This is a genomic window from Alishewanella sp. d11, assembly GCF_049390205.1.
Classification (GTDB): domain Bacteria; phylum Pseudomonadota; class Gammaproteobacteria; order Enterobacterales; family Alteromonadaceae; genus Alishewanella.
Map to the genome: position 1 here is coordinate 386,351 of NZ_CP186547.1, position 18,679 is coordinate 405,029.

The following is an 18,679-nucleotide window of genomic DNA, read 5'->3' on the forward strand; positions in this document are numbered from 1 at the left end:
CTTTGTATGGCTTAGTCCGCCAAACCCACTAATTTAGCCAATTCCACGGTGCGGTTAGCATAGCCCCACTCGTTATCGTACCACGCATAGATTTTCACCTGAGTGCCATTGATAACCATGGTCGACAGGGCATCAATAATGCTAGAGCGTGGATCGGTTTTATAATCAACCGACACCAAAGGCCGCGTTTCATAGCCCAAAATACCGGCTAACTCGCCTTCTGCCGCGGCTTTGAGCATGGCATTCACTTCTTCAGCACTGGTAGCACGTTCCACTTCAAAGACGCAGTCGGTTAACGAGGCATTGGCCAGCGGCACCCGCACCGCATGACCATTTAAGCGGCCTTTAAGCTCTGGGAAAATTTCAGTAATTGCCGTCGCGGAACCGGTGGTGGTGGGAATTAAACTGGCACCACAGGCGCGGGCACGACGCAAGTCTTTGTGCGGGGTATCTAAAATAGATTGCGTGTTGGTTAAATCATGAATAGTGGTAATAGAGCCGTGCTTAATACCCAGCTGTTCGTGGATCACTTTCACGACGGGCGCTAAACAATTCGTGGTGCAACTGGCCGCCGTCACAATGCGATGCTCAGCGGCGTTAAATAGCTGCTGGTTAACGCCCATCACCACATTCAGTACGCCGGCTTCTTTTACCGGGGCACTCACGACAACCCGTTTTACGCCCTGATCTAAATAGCCTTGTAACACCGCTTTGCTTTTCATCTTGCCCGAGGCTTCAATCACGATATCACAACCCGACCAATCGGTATCCGCGATGGCTTTATTGGCCGTGACCTTGATACTTTTGCCCTTGATCAGCATGGTTTCGCTTTCGGCCAGCGCTTCGTGCTGCCAACGGCCATGTACCGAGTCAAAGTTTAGCAAATGGGCAAAGGTCGCAGCATCGGCTGCCGGATCGTTAATCTGCACAAATTCAAATTCTGGCCAGTCAAAGGCGGCGCGCAGTGCTAAACGGCCGATACGACCGAAACCATTAATCCCTACTTTAATTGTCATCTTGATGTCCTGTTATCGGGTTAGCGCTGGAAAGCGCGTTAAAATAATCCACATGTGGCGTGAGCGTTAGGGCATGTGGCCTAAGCTCACGAATTTTCGCCATAATTTCGACTTTATCTATGCCACGCTCAACCAAGAGTTGCGCTGCCGCCAGCGAGGTGCGCCCTGAGCCGCCTTTACAGTGAATGGCGATTTTTTGCTGCTGATCTAGTAACTGCTGTAATTGCGGTGCGGCTTGCTGCCAAGCTGCCGTAAAATCCGCCTCAGGTGCACAGTCATCTTCAATTGGGCAGTGAAACCACTGTAAACCTAGCGCCTGACACTGCTCAGCTAAGCCCTCAATGTTCAGCTTGGCCAATTCTGCCGCTGGCGTTAACGTAACAACGGCACTGGCACCGGCTTGCTGCAGTTGTTGCAGCGACTCAGCGACCGAAGCCCCTTTAGTGCCTGGACAAGGCGTAAACAGTAAGTTATTGCCTGAAAGCGTTAGTTCATCATAAGGATGTGTCATTTTTATGCTCTTTAAAATTTTAATGCTAAATTAAATCCGGATTCCTTTAGGCGCAGCACTGGCGATCCCGCTCAGGTCTGTCACCCATGGCGGCTAAATTGGCTAACAGTGGCGTGACTACCGCATGCTGTGCAGTTTTGCTCTGCTCCAAACACACTTTGGCCCAATTAACTAAATTGGGATTAACGCGATAATAAACCCACTGCCCTTGACGACGATCGAGAAGCACCCCCGCTTTACGCAGCATTGCCAAATGACGAGAAATTTTGGGCTGGGTTTCGTTTAACGCTACCGTAAGCTCACACACACAGAGCTCTTGCTCCGCCATAATCAGCATCAGTGCATTAAGTCGGGTTTCATCAGCCAGTAATTTAAAAAAACTCAAGGGCGTAAGCGGTACAGGTTTATGCTGGCGATCGAAGAGCAACACAAACATACTCAGTCGCTCGGCCAATTCATGTAAGGTGGTTTCAAAGGCTTTAGTACTGCCATCACGCTTCGGATCGGTAAAGTCCCAAGCTAACAAATGCTTGGCAGAAATATCATTCGCGCATTCGGCTGCCGTTTTATTACAAAGCACTATGGCATAGTCAAAATGAATACCGCTATGCGCCGTTAAAGGTTTAGAGTAAAGCCCTTCAGTACTAATATGATGCAGCGCCAGCGTAGCCAAAGCACGGCTATCTGCCTCTGTTGGCGCACTACCGGCGCTGTATACCTGAAAACGATCAGCATACTTATGCCGGGCAATGGCTTCTGCCATTAAGGAGCGAGCTGAATTTTCAGTACAGATAAACAGCAATTTAGGTAGGCTCATACCAGATCTCACATATCATGATTTGAATATATGAAATATTGTATATATGTTTAGTGAAACCGCAACCACCTTCCACAAAGTTAATAAAAGTGTCATAAAAGCCATTAACGCTCAAGACCAGCAAAATTCCTTTGCAATCAGGCAGAGATTGAGACTTTTTAGCCATGCTGTAACGCAATAAAAAATGGGGATCTAGACCCTGCTAAAACGGCTGTGGGTACTGTTGTAAAAATGCTGATACCTCGGCTTTCACCTCTGCATTTAACTCAACAGCAAAAGCACTTAAGTTTTCTCGCAGTTGCTCTGTACTGGTCGCGCCAATAATGGTGGAGGTAACGCCATCTACTTGATTAACCCACGCTAAAGCAAGTTGCGCTGGGCTAAGCCGCACCCGAGCAGCTAGATCAACAAAAGCGGCGATAGCGGTATTAGACTGAGGCGTATCACGAAACAAGCCATTGCGCTGCACTAGACCCCAACGACTGCCCTCTGGCCTAGCGCCATCCAAATATTTGCCGGTAAGGGCCCCACCCGCCAAGGGCGACCAAGGCAAATAGGCCACATTTTCATGCTGGCACTGCTCAATCAGATAGGGCCAGTCTTTGGTATGCAGCGGGCCAAATTCATTTTGTATAGACACCATCCGCGGTAAGTTGTGCAGCTCGCTCAGTTTCAAATATTGGCTAATCCCCCAAGGCGTTTCATTGGATAAGCCACAATGGCGAATTTTACCTTGTTGTACTAGCTTCGCTAAGGTGTGCAAGATCGCTAGCATGTCTTCTTGTTGCTGCTTGGCATCCACCTCAGAAAAGGGAATGTGATTTACGGCATGTCGGCCAAAATGCGGTGAGCGCCGGTTTGGCCAGTGCAGTTGATAAAGATCGATATAGTCCGTTTTTAAGCGTTGAAGAGAACCTTCAACGGCTTGTACTAGGGTTTTGGGACAGATATCGCTGCCATGACGAATATGGTTAAGGCCATTGCCTGCCATTTTGGTGGCGAGCACCAGCTTATCGCGCTTTTCTTTGTTACGGCTAAGCCAATTGCCAATAATGTGCTCTGTCGCACCATAGGTTGCTGGCTTGGGTGGTATGGCGTACATTTCGGCGGTATCAATAAAATTCACACCGGCATCTAGCGCCATGGCCAGCTGCGCATCGGCGTCGGCTTGGGTATTTTGCTCGCCCCAGGTCATGGTGCCTAAGCAAACGCGGGATACGGTTAAGCCGCTGCTTCCTAGAGTAGAATACTGCATAGTGGTCTCTGCATTTGTTAAAACAGGCTGACTATAACAGATTAAGGCGGGTTTTGGTCAGTGCAGAAGATGAGTATGCGTTAAGGCGTAGCTCTGAGCTTGAGTGTTCGGTTACTTCAGTTGACGTAGATTCGAGGTTGTAGCATCCGGTGGCTAAACGCGCTGCACAAAGCTACATTATGATGTTATATTTGGTGTAGCAAATTCAAGTCTGGAGCATCCGGCGGCCAATCACTCCGTACAACTTTCCTGGGGCACGCCGTAAATACTTCCATGTAGGCTCCTCTTTGGCATCCATGCCAAAGACGTCCCCAGAAAAGTGTACTGTGCGCTTGCCACCTCGTTTCATATCGCTGTTGCCTCAATTCAACTTGATGGCTCATTTTCGTCATTTAAGCCCTTGGCTGCGGTAGAATTTTTGTAACAGCAGCAGGGATGCTGCGTAGGCTGAGTGGGCACAGGGACGTGATCCTCGAAGCCGGTGGAGAAAATTACTACCCTGCTAAGGGCGTTGCACCGAGCTAGAATCTGCGGTTTCTTCACGTTACACAGATTCTAGATTAGTGCATCCGGCGGCTAAACGCGCCGTACAACTTTGTCGGGGCACGCTGTGGATACTTCCCTGGAGGCTGTTATAAACTTCATCCTGAAGTTTACCCTGCGGGCCAGCGCAAGCGCTGTTCAAATTCGTTCCTGACGAATTTGTGTTTTTCATCCATGAAAAACACCTCCCCGAGCAAAGTGTACTGTGCGTTTACCACCTCGTTCGATTTTTGCGCACCTTCAAATGCACCACTAGATTGCAACAATGATCTGGTACTAAGCTTGCTGCGAGCTAGTAAATAGCACTTATACAGCTAGGCAGCGAGCCGATATTGCTAAACAAAGCGTGTACGGCATGGATGCCGGACAGGAGCCTACAAGGATGTATTTACGGCGTCTTTGTGTGCAATATCGGCTGCAAGCAGCCTAGCGTTTCGGTTCAAGTGTTCTCATCGAAGCTGGTGGTAAAAATTACTCCCCTGCTAAAGGCGTTGCGCCAATCTAAAAGCTGCGATTGCTTAATATTACATAGGTTCTGGAATAGTGCGTTCGGCAACTCAGCTAAACTTAAACTTAAGGCTGCGAAAACACTTCAGCTAACCACTGCCATACCCTTTGCTGCTGCGCCTGAGTAAACTCATGCCCCATCTCAGGCCACAACTCTGTCACCAATTGCTGTGCAGCGCCATGCGCCTGCCAAACATGCTGCAGCTGCTGATAAGCCTGCAAAGTACCGGTTGCTGGCATTAACTTGTCTTTAGCGCCAGTAATAAACAGCGCGGGTTTTGGCGCGGCAATGGCGGCGATATGCGGATAATCTAACTGCGCCGCAAGGCCTGGATGGGTCATCCAAAATGCACTTTGCCCACGTAACTGGTTATTACCGGGCGTCATAGTCGTATCCAAGGTAGTCATCCAACTGATTGCAGCGGCAGCTTGAATATCATCGGTTAACGCCGACAATTGCCAAGCGCGAAACGCGCCCATCGAAAAGCCTATAGCAGCAATTCTATTGTCATCACTGGCGGCAAGTTGTTTTAAAAAGGCGGCTAAACGCAGATCTTCATAGGCAGCAAAACCTGCCAAAGAACGGCCTAATTGCAAAAAATTAGCGGCTAAAGCTTGCTGAGTGTCGTAAGTTAAACTGCCACGCTCGCCCCAGCCCAAGGTATCAGCCGCTAACACTAGATAGCCTTGTTGTGCCAGCTCATCGCCAATAAACTTGCCGCCATAATGACGTTTAACCCAAGCCAGCGCATCCGCTAACTTGCTGTCGCTAGCAAAAGGTTGCACCAGCTTCTCTTTACCGATACTGAAATGCGCGCCATGATCATGCAGCAGTAACACCGCGGGAAACGGGCCCGTGCCATGGGGGCGGAGCAATAGTACAGGTACAGGATTTCCCGCCGTTAAGCTAATTAACCAGCGCTCCGCCTGATAACCATTACGTGACTCTTGCGCCAATAGCACAGGTGAAAATGGCACGGCTTGCTCTGGCCAGAGCAATGCTAGGCGTAGTCGCTCCCGAGCATGCTGTCGCCACGACAAGATGGCTAGACTTGGGTCTGCTTGCCAAGCAGCCGTAAAGCGTACTTCGTCTTTTAATTGTTGATAAAAAGTCGGTAAGGCAGCTTCTGCTAGCACGCCAGAACCGGTGGCGGCAGCGTGAAAAGTAAGCAGAGCAACAAAACCCAGCAGCACGCTTTTTATATAGCTTGGGTTAAAAGCCCGAGCGAGCCTTTTAACATGAGGTCGGTGACATTTTAATCTGGTTGGCATAGGGCTTAAATAAACGCTATTGAGTTAGCTATACCCTAAGCCAGTTTGCCAAAAAGCGAAATGCCATATCTGAACGATAAGTAAAATAGCGCCATGATCAGAGCTGCGCAGCCACTCAGCCGCGTTGTATTTTAAACACACTATCCGCAACCACACGTTGCAACTGTACCTCCAACAACAAAGTTTGGTGTGGTGCAAATAGTCGCTCGAGTTCAGTAATAGGAATCCTAAGCCCTGCAGCGGCATTGGCTGCAATGGTATTAAAACCAACAGGTTGTCTTGGCGGTTTAAAGTGCGGCTGGGCACTAAAACTCAGGTACAGCTGCTGAAATTTGTGGTCTTGTCGCAGCCTATCCAACACCTCAAGATCAAAATAAAAGGCGCGATTGGCTGGATCTTGGCTAAAAGCATGCACATGACGCAAAAAGCCTCGGTACAGATTTTCTTCAAATTGATTGTCACTGGCTGCGGTGCGATACATTTCCAGAAAATAATCCGAAACACCTAGCCCGTGCTGATCAGTTAAACGACAAAGGATCTGACTACGTTTATTTTGATACGAATTAGCCGGTGGATTTAAGCTATCTAACTGTTGCTGCCAGGCAAAAACGTGCTGCGGATCGGTTTGATAATCCTCATCCGTCACCGTTAACGCGCTAAACAAGAGTGACGCAGTAAGCTTATTTGCTGGCGCATGTCGGCCTTTAAAAGTAATAGTGCTATGGTTTTCTGTGGGTAACACTGAAAACGCAATGGCGCCCTGACTATTCCGCCAGCTTAAACTGCCTGGGATCAGTTGCTGTTGCTCATCCAAGGCTAAGCTTAGGCAACGGCAATTAAGATTAGCGCCACAAATTCGCACCGTACCATCGGAGCCAGTTTCATTGGCAATGGCACTAATACCGCTGTAGCCTGTGTCGCCAATAAAAATCGTACTGAGCATTTTGCCTGCGCCATACCACGTATCTGCAGCAAATAAATCGCGCTGTGCTAACTGACGCGTGTAGTCAGAGGCTAACTCCAAGCCGGTTAAAACCGCCGCGCCTGTTTGAAAGCCGGGTTGATTCCAACCTTTTACGGCGCGGCCATAAAAGCTACGCCCCTTATGAGCGAGATGCGATCCAAAATTGGCGGGCGCTAATTGCACAAAGCGCTTTATCGGATTACTGCTCGCACTGTAATACTGGGTAAACCAATGACGAGCCACTAAAGCACCGGTGCTATGTACCACGATATCGACACTTTGCGGTGCCGTAGGGAGTCCTAACGCTAACCAGGCTTTCTGCATCGCTTGGGCTAAATCGGCATAATTGACCTCATCATGCATAGATAACCAATCAGCCAAATATAAGGGTTGCACTGCTTCACCAAAACGCGTTTTAAGAAAGTGTGCAAGGGCTTTGAAGGAACTGCTGTTATCACTCCAGCCATGTAAAATGACAATAGGGTTACGCATCAAAACCTCCTGTTTAAATGCCGAAAATGCCATTATTGGCGTAAAGTACAACCGGTGCTGAGCTGAAAAGCGATCCAGTCAGAACGAGGTCACTGAACACACCAAAGCATATACTGTGCCCGTTCACCAGTATAGCTTTTAAGCGCGGCCTCTGCCGCAGCATTTAACGGCGGCTGTATAACAAAGCCCTGCTTTTGCCAATACGGCACGGATCCTTGCACCGCAACCAAAGCTAAAGTACTCAACCCCAGCTCGGCAGCATATTGCTTAGCCTGCATCAGTAACGCCCTAGCAACACCTTGGCCCCGAGCTTGGTCGCTCACTGCCATATCATGTAAATAGAGTAGCTCAGGTTTCTGCGCAACGGCAAAGGGTGAAGCTAAAACCGTTACTTTACCGAGTAACGCAGGATAACTAAATAAATAGGCTAATAGCTCTCCGTCAGCTGCTTCAACTAACCAGCAGCTTTGTGGAGCGCTGGCTAAACGTTGACTAAGCAGCGCGGGAGGTTCATATAACGCATCCGAATAGCAACGGTCTTGTAAAGCAATCACAGCGGGCAGATCGGCATGCTGAATCAAGCGGATCTTAACTGACATGTTCAACCTGATCTTTAACATAGGTTAACGCAGCCACAATGGCAGCGACTTGCGCCAAAATACATTGCTCAGGCGTGCTGTTTGGACTATCTGGATACACTTCCGTGGTCGTGACATAGGGCGCGGCAGTCATACCACCACATAAGCCTAACGCCGCTTTTGGATAATTTACCACGCCAAACTGTGCTAAAGGCTCGCCGATTAAGCAACCTTGCTCGTCAGCCGGGGCAATATGAGTGACCTTAGCCACCGCTTGAATAATAGCGTGTTGAAAAGCCGCTTCTGGTTTAGCTGTATCACCGACCAGATAAAAACCATCAGGAATATTCCAATTGGTGTTGACTGAACCATCACGAGCCGCTTTAGCGGGGCGAAACTCACTGTTATCGCTATCCGTGGTTTCGTGCAAATCAATATGTAACAGCGGTGTAACGCCAAGTGCTAACAGGTAATCGCGAAACAAAGCGGCTTCGATAGCCGGGCTATCTGGTACAAAGGAACGATTGGGATCAACAGCAAGTGGATTCCAGCGATTAATCGTTTCATAAGCCCAAGGGCTGATACAAGGTGCAATTAACAGATTAAAATCATTTAAAAATGCGGTTGCTGCGGTCGCGGCAAAGCGCAACGCCCCCTGCACACCACTAGTTTCATAGCCATGCACGCCACCAGTAATCAAGGCTAAAGGCTTATCTGCTTGCCAATTAAGGCTTTTTAGTAAAAATAGCGGATATTGCGTAAAGCCAACAGGTCGATAATCTACCAAACCGTACTGCACCAACTCAAAAGTTTTAGCGAGGGCCGGTAACTGGTCTAAAACCTCGGACTGATAACTTCTTTTGTGGTGTTGCTCCTGCAGCCATTGTTTTTTTTCGGTATCAGTCCACGCCTGACCCGGTGTACCAATATGATAAATAAAAGGTTCCATAAACTTGACCTGCTACAAAATTAAAAAAGCTAACTATACACCAAGTGGAAGCGTTTATGCTCTGCTAGCGAGTGAGCCTATTTGCAACTTGAGCCGATACTTAGCCACTGTTAAGCTAATGGTATTTTTCATTAATACAAATTTCAAAAGGACTGCTAATGCCATTGGCTAGCTCACTCACCACACATATCGATCCGCATGCTTGGCCGCAAGAGGGATTATCGCCATTTAATAAATTAATTTGTACTGCGATTCTTTTATCAACGTTACTAGCCATTTTAGAAACCGAACCGGTTTTAACTGAAAATTACCAGAGCCTATTTTTCGGTCTAAACCTCGTGTTTTTTGCCTTATTTAGTGTGGAGTTACTGTTAAGAATTTATATTGCCCCCTACTCCACAGCACATGCCGGTATCTCTCGAATTCGCTTTATTTTTTCAGGCTGGACACTGTTAGATATCTTTGTGCTACTCACGTTTATTCCGGTTTCTGAAGAATTGCCATTACTCGTGATTAGATTGATTCGGGTATTTCGAATCATTCGAGTGTCACGCCTCACCCGCTTTAACTATTCTTTGACTTTATTACTTAACTCTATTTCGAATAGAAAAACTGAATTAGGCATCAGCTTTTTAATTGCCATGGGTTTATTGTTACTTACTTCGATCTTGCTATATCTAGTAGAGGGTAGCAGCAACCCAGATGATTTTGGCAGTATTCCACGGGCTATGTGGTGGTCAATTGCCACACTCACCACGGTAGGCTATGGCGATGTCACACCACTTTCGCCATTGGGTAAGTTTTGCGCAGGGTTAACGGCCTTAATAGGTATAGGCATAGTCGCTATGCCAACAGGGATTCTAGCAGCAGCTTTTAGTGAGGCTTACCAGCGAGCAAAAAACGATAAGGAAAGCTCAAAGTAACCTAAACGGACTTAAACGAACTTAAAGATAAAGACAAATTGAAATTGCAGCTAATATGATTCAGAGCAACGGCAAAATACTGTTAAACGCTTTATTGTTAATTGACATTAAGCATTTTATAACAAAACCGCTTTTTCATAATTCGCCTATAAAAAAACCCGCTAATAGCGGGTTTTTTGCCGGAACAGCGTTCTTATAAGCTGACGTTTTTAATACGAGCCTTCTCTCTAATGTAACCTTCCATAGCACGTGTTTGACGGACTACAGTAGGATCATTTTTGGCTTGTTGCAAAGCACGGAAAGCTTCACGAATTTGGCCGAGCGAAAGATGCGCATCAACCATACTCATATAAACTCTTCCTGAATTGCTAGAATCAAGCGCAAGAGCAGCATTAAATGCTTTCAAAGCATCGTTATACTTCTGAATATTTAACAATGCATAGCCTTGACGACGGAATGGTTCAGCTTCGTTAGTTAACTTTGCTAACTCGCCGTAGTACTCTGCCGCTTTTGCAAATTCACGAGCTGACTGAAAGTTAGATGCTATGGCATTTAACATAGTACGGTCTTTTTTAATGACACCGCTTTTCAGATATTTCTCGTAAATCGTGGCCGCTTTGTAAGGAATATTATTATTCGCATACATTTGACCAAGCATTTTTAACTCAGACTCAGATTGTAAATAACCATTCGCATAAGCAATCTGGAAAGCACTAAGCGACTTTTGATAATCTTCAACTAGCGTATAAAAATTACCTAAGTACACCCAATACTGACGCTCCTCCGGAAACAATTGCACCATAGTTTCAACAGTTTCAATGGTTTTCGGATGGTTTTTCGCTTCGAAGTAAGCACCCATTTTCAGCAAATAATGCTGTTTGCTGGGCTCTTTAGCAAAGCGAATAGCGTTATCAATAGGCGTGATTACTTTTGCATAATCCTGCAATTGATAGTAAGCATTAGCAATACGCAGATAGACATCAGCATCATTTTCGCCAGTATAACGTAACCAAGCTTCGTAGTTTTTAATGGCTTCTCGATGCATGCTTTCCATCGACTGCAAATCAGCAAGTAATTTTAACGCTGCTGATTGATCGCCGAAGCTTAAGACATCAGGTTTAGTTGCTTGCTCTAAGTACTTAATTGCTTGCTTAACGTCTTTCGTTGCATAAATATTGCCGATAAAACGTGCTAAAAACGCATTATCAAACTCATTACCACCACGAATTTCAGTTAATACTTTGAGCGCTTCGTCAATTTTTTCTTCACTGTAAAGCTCAAAAGCTCTGGTAACACCTCGACCAACTCGCTCACCAGGCAACTGAGTTTTACGCGCTTTACGCTCCTCAATTTTTGCCCGGTCAGCATCAGTCAAAGTTACTTGAGCCATAGCAGGTACAGTCAGTGTAAAACTGGCGGCGGCAAACAACGCTGAGGTTAATAAAGATAATTTTTTCATTTCTTTAGCCTCACTGTGCCATATCTAAGGTAAAGTCAAGCTGAACCTGTTGGCCTGGCTGACGCTGTGGTTGACCGTCAACAACTTTGGGGCTGTATTTCCAACGGCGTAAGGCACGAATTGCTTCGCGATCAAACACGCGACGTGGTTCAGCGTCAATCACTTCAACCTCGTCAACACTGCCGTCTTCCATAATAGTAAAACGCAGTTTTACCCAACCCTGTAAACCATCACGAGCAGCTTGCACCGGATAACGCGGCTCTATCCTAACGATAGGCGTTGCATCACCATCGCGTAACAATGAACCAGGGTTACCTAGACCAGTATTAACACCCAGATCAAGACCAGGTAAGTTAAACGAAACCCCACCCGCAGTATTGCTCATTTCTGGCTCAGGCTGCGGCTGCTGTGGCGGCTGCGCCGGTGGCGGTGGTGGCGGTGGCGGTGGCGGATTCCGCGTCTGTGTATCTGAATCTGGCGGCGTCGTATTGATCTCAATGATAATACGCTCCTGCTCAGGAGGCCGGCGCTCGCCGCTGCCCTGAATGAGCAGCGCCATAATCAGAAACAACAGGAACGTTACCACAGCACCGATAATTAACGATGTTAGGAAACGTACCATAATTAGTTATTCTCCCCAGCGATAGTAATTACCAGTGATGGATCAGCTACTTTAATCTGGTCCATAACTTCCATTACTATACCGTGTTTCGCTTCTTTGTCAGCCTGCACGATAATAGTATCGGTTGGCGACTCCGCTCTTAAACGTTCGATGTTTGCTGCTACCCGCTCAACATCTACCGGACGTTTATCCATCCACACTTCACCGTTCGCACGAATTGCAATAAAGATGGTTGCACTTGGCTTTTTGGTTGCTTGCGTGGCTTCAGGTTTGTTGACATCAATACCGGCCTCTTTCACGAAAGAAGTCGTAACGATAAAGAAGATCAACATAATGAAAACGATATCCATCATCGGCGTGATGTCGATTGCGGCTTCTTCGTCTTCGCGTATACGTTTACGTGCCATAAAATTCTCTCTTAATGATGCGGTAAGCTGTCAACGAGATCTGCTTTCTCTCGTTTAACCTTAACTTCCAGCCGCGAACTGAAAAATACACCCGACAAGGCGGCAACCATACCGGCCATTGTTGGAATCGTTGCCATGGAAATACCCGCCGCCATAGTGCGTGGGTTACCGGTACCTTGGGTGGCCATAATATCAAACACCGCAATCATACCCGTTACTGTTCCAAGTAAGCCCACTAAGGGACACATTGCAACTAATGTTTTAATCAGTAACATTCTTTGATCGAGTTTGTCCGTCGCTTCAGAAATCCAGCAATCACGGATCTTATGCGCATACCAGGAAGTGGTATCTTCCCGAGCATCCCACTTAGCAATAATATCCCTTTTGGTTTTAGGAAATACTGCAGTGACATACCAGTAGCGCTCAATCATCATTACCCACATGAAGAAGAGCACTGCGGCGACAACGTACAGGACGTTGCCTCCCGTATGGATAAAATCCTGAACCGATTCCCACAGCCCTATTAGCTGGAGCATCATTAGGCTTTCTCCTTCTCCGCGTGAGCAGCTACAATACCGGCAGCCTGCTCATCCAGAACTTGTAGAATAGATTTGGCACGTGATTGAACTACGCTGTGTACAAACAACAATGGTAAGGCACAGATCAGACCCAATGCAGTTGTTACAAGAGCTAATGAAATTGAACCTGCCATTAACTTCGGATCACCAGTACCGTACAGTGTGATTTGCTGGAATGTCAGGATCATACCGATAACAGTACCTAATAGACCCATTAATGGCGCTACTGCAGCGAACAGCTTGATTAAACCAATACCGCGATCTACTTTTGGTGTCTCACGTAAAATCGCTTCGTCTAACTTAAGCTCTAAGTTTTCCACATCAGCATTTTTGTTGTCATGGTAAACTTTTAAGATACGACCCAGTGGGTTGCTAGTAGAAGGATTGCTTAAGTTTTTCAACTGTGAACGCATTTTCGCGCCAATCGCTGACAATACTAAGATACGCTCTAACGCAATCAGTAAACCAATAGCCAGTAATACAGTAATTAAGTAACCTACAGTACCACCTTGGTGATAATATTCCATTAAAGTGGCGCGCTGTTGGTTTAAGCGTAACAGCGAGTTACCTTTAGTTGGGTCAACATATAAGCCTGTTAATTCACCCGGACGAGCATTGTTAAATGCAGCAACTGAGCTTTGAATTTTAGACTGTGGTGCACGGCCCAACGGCTGAATTTGATCCGTATCAACGTTACGGATTAAATAGTCAGTTGCGGTAGTTAAGTGGAAAGCACCAAAACGTGTAACGCGCTGTGTTGAAGTACCACCAGCAAGTTCAACTACTTCAGCATCAAACTTAGCGATTTTACCTGACTCTGTCATTTCAGTTAGCATAGCAACCCATAACTCTTCCATCTGCTCGATAGTAGGTAACTCGGTTGCTGCTGCGATTTCACGTAATACGACGTCACGGCCAGGGTACTGCGCACTAATAATTGAGCTAGAGATGGTACCAACGGTTTTGTTAGCGGTTTGACGAACTACACCAAACACTTCACCCATAGTACCTAAAGCGCTTTGCAATTCTTGTTGCTTTTGCGCAATCGCAATATCGTTCTGGGCATATTGCTGCTGTAAACGCTTACCACGCGCTTCTTCGTCTGCAAGTTGACGTTTAGCGGTGTTTAATAGGGCCTGTTTGTCAGCACGATCAGCTAAGAAAGCGCGCTCACGCTCTTGGTTAACACGGCCTTCAATAGTACGCTGTTGTTGAATTTGTTGTAAAAGTTTATCTAACTCTTGGGTGTTTGCTGTCGCGTTAAAGGCTACAGATGCAGAAAGTGTAACTGCCGCAGCGACGATTAAATTTTTAATTGCCAATTTCATCTAAATATTACTCCGCTGCGAAAAGTGGTACACGGTCCATCTCAAGCGTGGCTTCACGACGTGCCATCTTGATAAAGTTACCGATTGAAGGAATGAATGAAGCGTCTACACTTTCCCAGTTACCAGTAGCTTTGTTGTATACCCAACCAGCGCTGTTATCTAGAGCAACAGCCATTAGCGCTAAGCGACCTAAATGCACGAAATCAACCGTGATTTCAGTACCGTTCAGCGATAAAGTGCCTTGGAAAGCCGCTAATTCAGTACCGTAGCCCATTTCAATTTCATAGGCTTCTAAAATTTGACGGAACTGCTCTGAACGTTGTACATCTGAACGGCCCATTAATTCGCGTAAGCGCTCAACACGCTCTAAACGACGATCAGTACGTAATGGGATGTCTGCTTTTACAAATTGCTCTAAAGAGTCAATCATGCGGAACATCAGTGGCACTGTGCCTTGGTTGGTCTTTTCCAGGCCATCGATTTGACGCTGGATACGATCAATTTGACGTTGTTGGTCAGCAACTAAAGTAGCTAAGAAATCGTTATAAACCTTGAGGTTTTCGGTTTGATCAACCACACCACGATATTCACCTAACAGCTCTTGTGTCTGTTCGTAGATGGTATTGATTTTTTCTTGAGACTGTACTGCAGCGCGCTGAATTTGACTATTTGCTTGATGCAGATCTTTTAGGTCTGTTGCTGCAGCTGAGCCAGCTAGAGCAAAACTGCCCGCCAGTGCAGAGGCAACAAGACTCATATGAATTTTTTTATTAAACATAGTTCCCAACCAATAATTGCTGATTAACGTAACCTGATGTTGTAAGGGTCGCCGTTTAACAACGACAGCGAACCCTCGATTTAGAGGGTAAACCGTCCGCATCATTACAGGTAAAATGGCTATTGTCAACAGACAGAAAGGCCGTGAACACCTGTAATGATGCGGCTTAATACAAGGTTTTACACCAATTTCAAACTCGGTTAAATAGTGCAAACGCTTTTTATTTAACCGAGTTGTCATACTTTGGTTATTTTATGTTCGGTGTTAATTTACCCGCTACATATAAATCAACCATTTTATCTAACGACAACGCCTTAATTTTACTGGCTTGACCGGCACAACCAAACGCTTGGTACCGAGCCACACAGATATCAGACATTGCTTTTATAGATTCTTGTAAATATTTACGTGGATCAAATTCCGCCGGGTGTTGCGCCATGTATCGACGAATCGCGCCCGTTGAAGCCAAACGTAAATCGGTATCAATATTAATTTTACGGACACCGTATTTGATACCTTGCTGAATTTGTTCAACCGGTACGCCATAGGTTTCCGGAATGGCGCCACCATATTCGTTGATAATTTCCAGCCAATCTTGTGGTACAGAAGAAGAACCGTGCATCACTAGGTGCGTATCAGGGATCCGCTCATGAATCGCTTTGATGCGATCAATGGCAAGAATATCATCTGTTGGCGGTCGGCTAAACTTATAAGCACCATGCGAAGTGCCACAAGCGATGGCTAAGGCGTCAACTTGCGTTTCGCGCACAAACTGGGCGGCTTCTTCCGGGTCGGTCAACATTTGATCATGGGTTAGCTTACAATCAGCACCAATGCCATCCTCTTCGCCTGCCTCACCTGTTTCCAGTGAGCCTAAACAACCTAGTTCACCTTCAACCGAAACACCACAAGCATGCGCTATTTCAACAACTCTTCGCGTTATATCCGCATTATAAGCATAGTCTTTAGGCGTTTTACCATCTTCACCCAAAGAACCATCCATCATCACTGAGGAAAAACCCATTTGAATGGCACGCTGACATACCGCCAAAGAGGTACCATGGTCTTGATGCATCACCACCGGAATATGCGGAAACTCCTCAACAGCAGCCAAAATTAAGTGACGCAAAAAAGGTGCTCCGGCATATTTTCTTGCCCCTGCTGAAGCTTGCACAATAACCGGACTATCGGTTTTATCTGCAGCTTGCATGATGGCGCGCATTTGCTCCAAATTATTCACGTTAAATGCCGGTACGCCATAACCAAATTCGGCGGCGTGGTCGAGCATTTGCCGTAATGATATTAGTGCCATGAGATCCTCTCTATTTGTGTAGGTTACAGTTTTCTGATTATTCTTTTATGACATTTTTATTAATTCAGGTATGTCATTTTTATTTTATGTTTATGGTGTCGCTTAATTAGCTGAATTTTGCGCGCGTTCTTCTAAAATTGCCACTGCTGGTAAGGTTTTTCCTTCCAAAAATTCCAGAAATGCACCACCACCAGTAGAAATATAGGAAATTTGCTCTGCCACGCCATATTTATCAATGGCTGCTAAGGTGTCACCGCCACCGGCAATAGAAAAGGCATCACTCTCAGCAATCGCTTCTGCGATAGCTTTAGTGCCCGCGGCAAATTGATCAAACTCAAACACGCCAACAGGACCGTTCCACACAATGGTACCGGCTTGTTTTAAAATAGTTTTTAATTCAGCAATACTGTCTGGACCAATATCAAACACCATATCGTCATTGCTGATCGCAGCTACCGCTTTTAAACTGGCCACCGTATCTGCACTAAAGGCCGTGCCCGTTACCACATCGGTTGGCACCGGGATGTTGCCACCGCGAGCTTTGGCTTGCGCCATCAAGCGCTGCGCTTCTGGAATTAAATCATTTTCACAAAGAGATTTACCAACATTATGACCATTAGCGGCAATAAAGGTATTGGCAATACCACCACCGACGATTAACTGATCGACAATGCCAGACAAAGATTCTAACACCGTTAGTTTAGTGGAGACTTTTGAACCACCAACAATAGCCACTAAGGGGCGTTTTGGATTCTTCAGCGCTGCAGCTAACGCATCTAACTCCGCAGTTAACAATGGGCCAGCACAAGCGATAGGTGCATATTTTGCTACACCATGGGTTGAAGCTTGCGCTCTATGCGCTGTACCAAAGGCATCCATCACAAACACATCGCACAAGGCGGCGAGTTTTTTTGCTAGCTCATCGTTATTTTTGCCTTCGCCTTGGTTAAAACGCACGTTTTCAAAAACGACCACTTCGCCCGCTGCAACCTCAACGCCATCAAGATAATCAGCCACTAAGCGCACCGGTGCAGTTAAGGCTTTCGCTAAATAATCTGCTACTGGCTGCATGGAGGACTCCGCATCAAATACGCCCTCTTCTGGCCGTCCCAGGTGCGACATCACCATCACTTTAGCGCCTTTACTCAGTGCCAATGCAATCGTTGGCAGCGCTGCTTTTAAACGGGCATCTGATGTCACTACGCCGTTTTTAATTGGCACATTCAGATCTTCACGGATTAATACTCTTTTACCGCTGAGCTCAAGCTCAGCCATACGAATTACCGACATTAGCTATCTCCCTTTCAAAAAATTTATTGCCCCATCACAAAAGCGGTATCGAGCATCCGATTAGCAAAACCCCACTCGTTATCACACCAGACTAAACACTTTACCAACCTTTTGTGACTAACACGTGTTTGCGAACCATCCACAATGCAAGAATGCGGATCATGATTAAAATCGACAGACACCAGAGGTTCTTCGGTGTAATCAAGGATCCCTAGCAAAGCACCTTGACTAGCATCACGCAAAACATGGTTGATCTCATGAATACTAACATCCTGATGCAGCGTAACACTTAAATCCATCGCCGTAACATTTAACGTCGGCACACGCACCGCAATTGCCTCAAAGCGGCCAGCTAAATGCGGCATAATCCGCTCAATTCCCAATGCTAGTTTGGTATCGACCGGGATAATAGAATGGCTGGCAGCACGGGTACGGCGTAAATCTGGATGATAAGCATCAATTACTTGTTGATCATTCATCGAGGCATGGATAGTGGTAATGGTGCCACTTTCCACACCAAAATGTTGATCCAACACTTGTATCACCGGCACAATACAGTTAGTGGTACAGGAGCCTGCAGAAAGGACCTGCATGTCAGGGCTTAATAGATGTTGATTGATACCATAGATAATAGTGGCATCAATATCGGCTGCCGCAGGGTGCGAAAACAAGACTTTTTTTGCGCCAGCGTCCAAATGCCATTGTGCATGTTCGCGGCTGTAAAAAACCCCGGTACACTCCAATACAATATCCACCCCGAGCTCTTGCCAAGGCAGTTCCAGCGGATCCGCTTCGGCAAACAAGGCTATGGCATCGCCTGCAACCCGAATACCGCCAGAATAAGACTCGACTTTCTCTGCAAAACGGCCATGGGTACTGTCGTAACGCAGTAAATGGGCAACCCCATCTGCGTCAGCCAGTTCATTAATAGCCACCACTTGAAAGCGCTGTTGCCATCCATTTTCGTAAATAGCGCGTAAAATGTTACGGCCAATACGGCCAAAGCCGTTTATTGCCAGTTTTATTGTCATAGACTTCAATAAAAAAATGGGCTCAGACTGAGCCCATTGGGATTAAT

The 18,679-nt window shown here is 46.4% G+C and carries 18 protein-coding genes; 1 reads left to right on the plus strand and 17 read right to left on the minus strand.

Annotated elements, in window-relative coordinates:
- Positions 1 to 11 precede the first annotated feature (11 nt).
- From ACO1PK_RS01885 to ACO1PK_RS01920, 8 genes are all read right to left on the minus strand, one after another.
- Complete coding sequence (locus ACO1PK_RS01885) at positions 12 to 1,016, minus strand: ArsJ-associated glyceraldehyde-3-phosphate dehydrogenase (RefSeq protein WP_423186990.1); 1,005 nt, start codon at positions 1,014 to 1,016, stop codon at positions 12 to 14.
- Complete coding sequence (locus tag ACO1PK_RS01890; RefSeq protein ID WP_423186991.1) at positions 1,006 to 1,527, minus strand: protein phosphatase; 522 nt, start codon at positions 1,525 to 1,527, stop codon at positions 1,006 to 1,008. Before ACO1PK_RS01890 ends, ACO1PK_RS01885 begins: the two co-directional genes overlap by 11 nt.
- Positions 1,528 to 1,573: 46 nt before the next feature.
- A complete protein-coding gene (locus ACO1PK_RS01895) occupies positions 1,574 to 2,344 on the minus strand; it encodes a metalloregulator ArsR/SmtB family transcription factor (RefSeq protein WP_423186992.1) in 771 nt (256 codons plus the stop codon).
- Between the two features lie 202 nt (positions 2,345 to 2,546).
- On the minus strand, positions 2,547 to 3,599 hold the full coding sequence (locus ACO1PK_RS01900; protein WP_423186993.1) for an aldo/keto reductase: 1,053 nt from the start codon (positions 3,597 to 3,599) through the stop codon (positions 2,547 to 2,549).
- 1,116 nt (positions 3,600 to 4,715) lie between these two features.
- Positions 4,716 to 5,786 carry a dienelactone hydrolase family protein gene (locus tag ACO1PK_RS01905; protein ID WP_423186994.1) on the minus strand — a complete coding sequence of 357 codons (1,071 nt, stop codon included), beginning with the start codon at positions 5,784 to 5,786 and terminating at the stop codon, positions 4,716 to 4,718.
- Between the two features lie 250 nt (positions 5,787 to 6,036).
- Positions 6,037 to 7,377 carry an esterase/lipase family protein gene (locus ACO1PK_RS01910; protein WP_423186995.1) on the minus strand — a complete coding sequence of 447 codons (1,341 nt, stop codon included), beginning with the start codon at positions 7,375 to 7,377 and terminating at the stop codon, positions 6,037 to 6,039.
- A gap of 89 nt (positions 7,378 to 7,466) precedes the next feature.
- On the minus strand, positions 7,467 to 7,976 hold the full coding sequence (locus ACO1PK_RS01915) for a GNAT family N-acetyltransferase (RefSeq protein ID WP_423186996.1): 510 nt from the start codon (positions 7,974 to 7,976) through the stop codon (positions 7,467 to 7,469).
- Complete coding sequence (locus tag ACO1PK_RS01920; protein ID WP_423186997.1) at positions 7,966 to 8,904, minus strand: peptidase; 939 nt, start codon at positions 8,902 to 8,904, stop codon at positions 7,966 to 7,968. The genes ACO1PK_RS01915 and ACO1PK_RS01920 overlap by 11 nt, the downstream gene beginning before the upstream one ends.
- A 158-nt stretch (positions 8,905 to 9,062) precedes the next feature.
- Here ACO1PK_RS01920 and ACO1PK_RS01925 point away from each other — a divergent pair, with 158 nt between their 5' ends.
- Positions 9,063 to 9,827, plus strand: coding sequence for an ion transporter (locus tag ACO1PK_RS01925; protein WP_423186998.1), 765 nt, complete (start codon positions 9,063 to 9,065; stop codon positions 9,825 to 9,827).
- Positions 9,828 to 10,020: 193 nt separating this feature from the next.
- On the opposite strand, the gene ACO1PK_RS01930 is transcribed toward ACO1PK_RS01925, so the two are convergent.
- From ACO1PK_RS01930 to epd, 9 genes are all read right to left on the minus strand, one after another.
- Positions 10,021 to 11,286 carry a tetratricopeptide repeat protein gene (locus tag ACO1PK_RS01930; protein ID WP_423186999.1) on the minus strand — a complete coding sequence of 422 codons (1,266 nt, stop codon included), beginning with the start codon at positions 11,284 to 11,286 and terminating at the stop codon, positions 10,021 to 10,023.
- Between the two features lie 10 nt (positions 11,287 to 11,296).
- On the minus strand, positions 11,297 to 11,908 hold the full coding sequence (locus ACO1PK_RS01935) for an energy transducer TonB (RefSeq protein ID WP_423187000.1): 612 nt from the start codon (positions 11,906 to 11,908) through the stop codon (positions 11,297 to 11,299).
- A 2-nt stretch (positions 11,909 to 11,910) separates the two neighbouring features.
- Complete coding sequence (locus ACO1PK_RS01940; RefSeq protein WP_423187001.1) at positions 11,911 to 12,315, minus strand: ExbD/TolR family protein; 405 nt, start codon at positions 12,313 to 12,315, stop codon at positions 11,911 to 11,913.
- An 11-nt stretch (positions 12,316 to 12,326) separates the two neighbouring features.
- Positions 12,327 to 12,851, minus strand: a complete 525-nt coding sequence (locus ACO1PK_RS01945; protein ID WP_423188257.1) for a MotA/TolQ/ExbB proton channel family protein — start codon at positions 12,849 to 12,851, stop codon at positions 12,327 to 12,329.
- 2 nt (positions 12,852 to 12,853) lie between these two features.
- The gene (locus tag ACO1PK_RS01950) at positions 12,854 to 14,221 is read right to left on the minus strand and encodes a MotA/TolQ/ExbB proton channel family protein (RefSeq protein ID WP_423187002.1); all 1,368 of its coding nucleotides are present in this window, start codon (positions 14,219 to 14,221) and stop codon (positions 12,854 to 12,856) included.
- 7 nt (positions 14,222 to 14,228) lie between these two features.
- Positions 14,229 to 14,999: a DUF3450 domain-containing protein gene (locus ACO1PK_RS01955; RefSeq protein ID WP_423187003.1), complete on the minus strand. Its 771-nt coding sequence runs from the start codon at positions 14,997 to 14,999 to the stop codon at positions 14,229 to 14,231.
- Positions 15,000 to 15,246: 247 nt separating this feature from the next.
- Positions 15,247 to 16,311: a class II fructose-bisphosphate aldolase gene (gene fba, locus ACO1PK_RS01960; RefSeq protein WP_423187004.1), complete on the minus strand. Its 1,065-nt coding sequence runs from the start codon at positions 16,309 to 16,311 to the stop codon at positions 15,247 to 15,249.
- Positions 16,312 to 16,413: 102 nt separating this feature from the next.
- The gene (locus ACO1PK_RS01965; RefSeq protein WP_423187005.1) at positions 16,414 to 17,601 is read right to left on the minus strand and encodes a phosphoglycerate kinase; all 1,188 of its coding nucleotides are present in this window, start codon (positions 17,599 to 17,601) and stop codon (positions 16,414 to 16,416) included.
- Between the two features lie 23 nt (positions 17,602 to 17,624).
- Positions 17,625 to 18,632: an erythrose-4-phosphate dehydrogenase gene (epd, locus tag ACO1PK_RS01970; protein ID WP_423187006.1), complete on the minus strand. Its 1,008-nt coding sequence runs from the start codon at positions 18,630 to 18,632 to the stop codon at positions 17,625 to 17,627.
- Between the last annotated feature and the right edge of the window lie 47 nt (positions 18,633 to 18,679).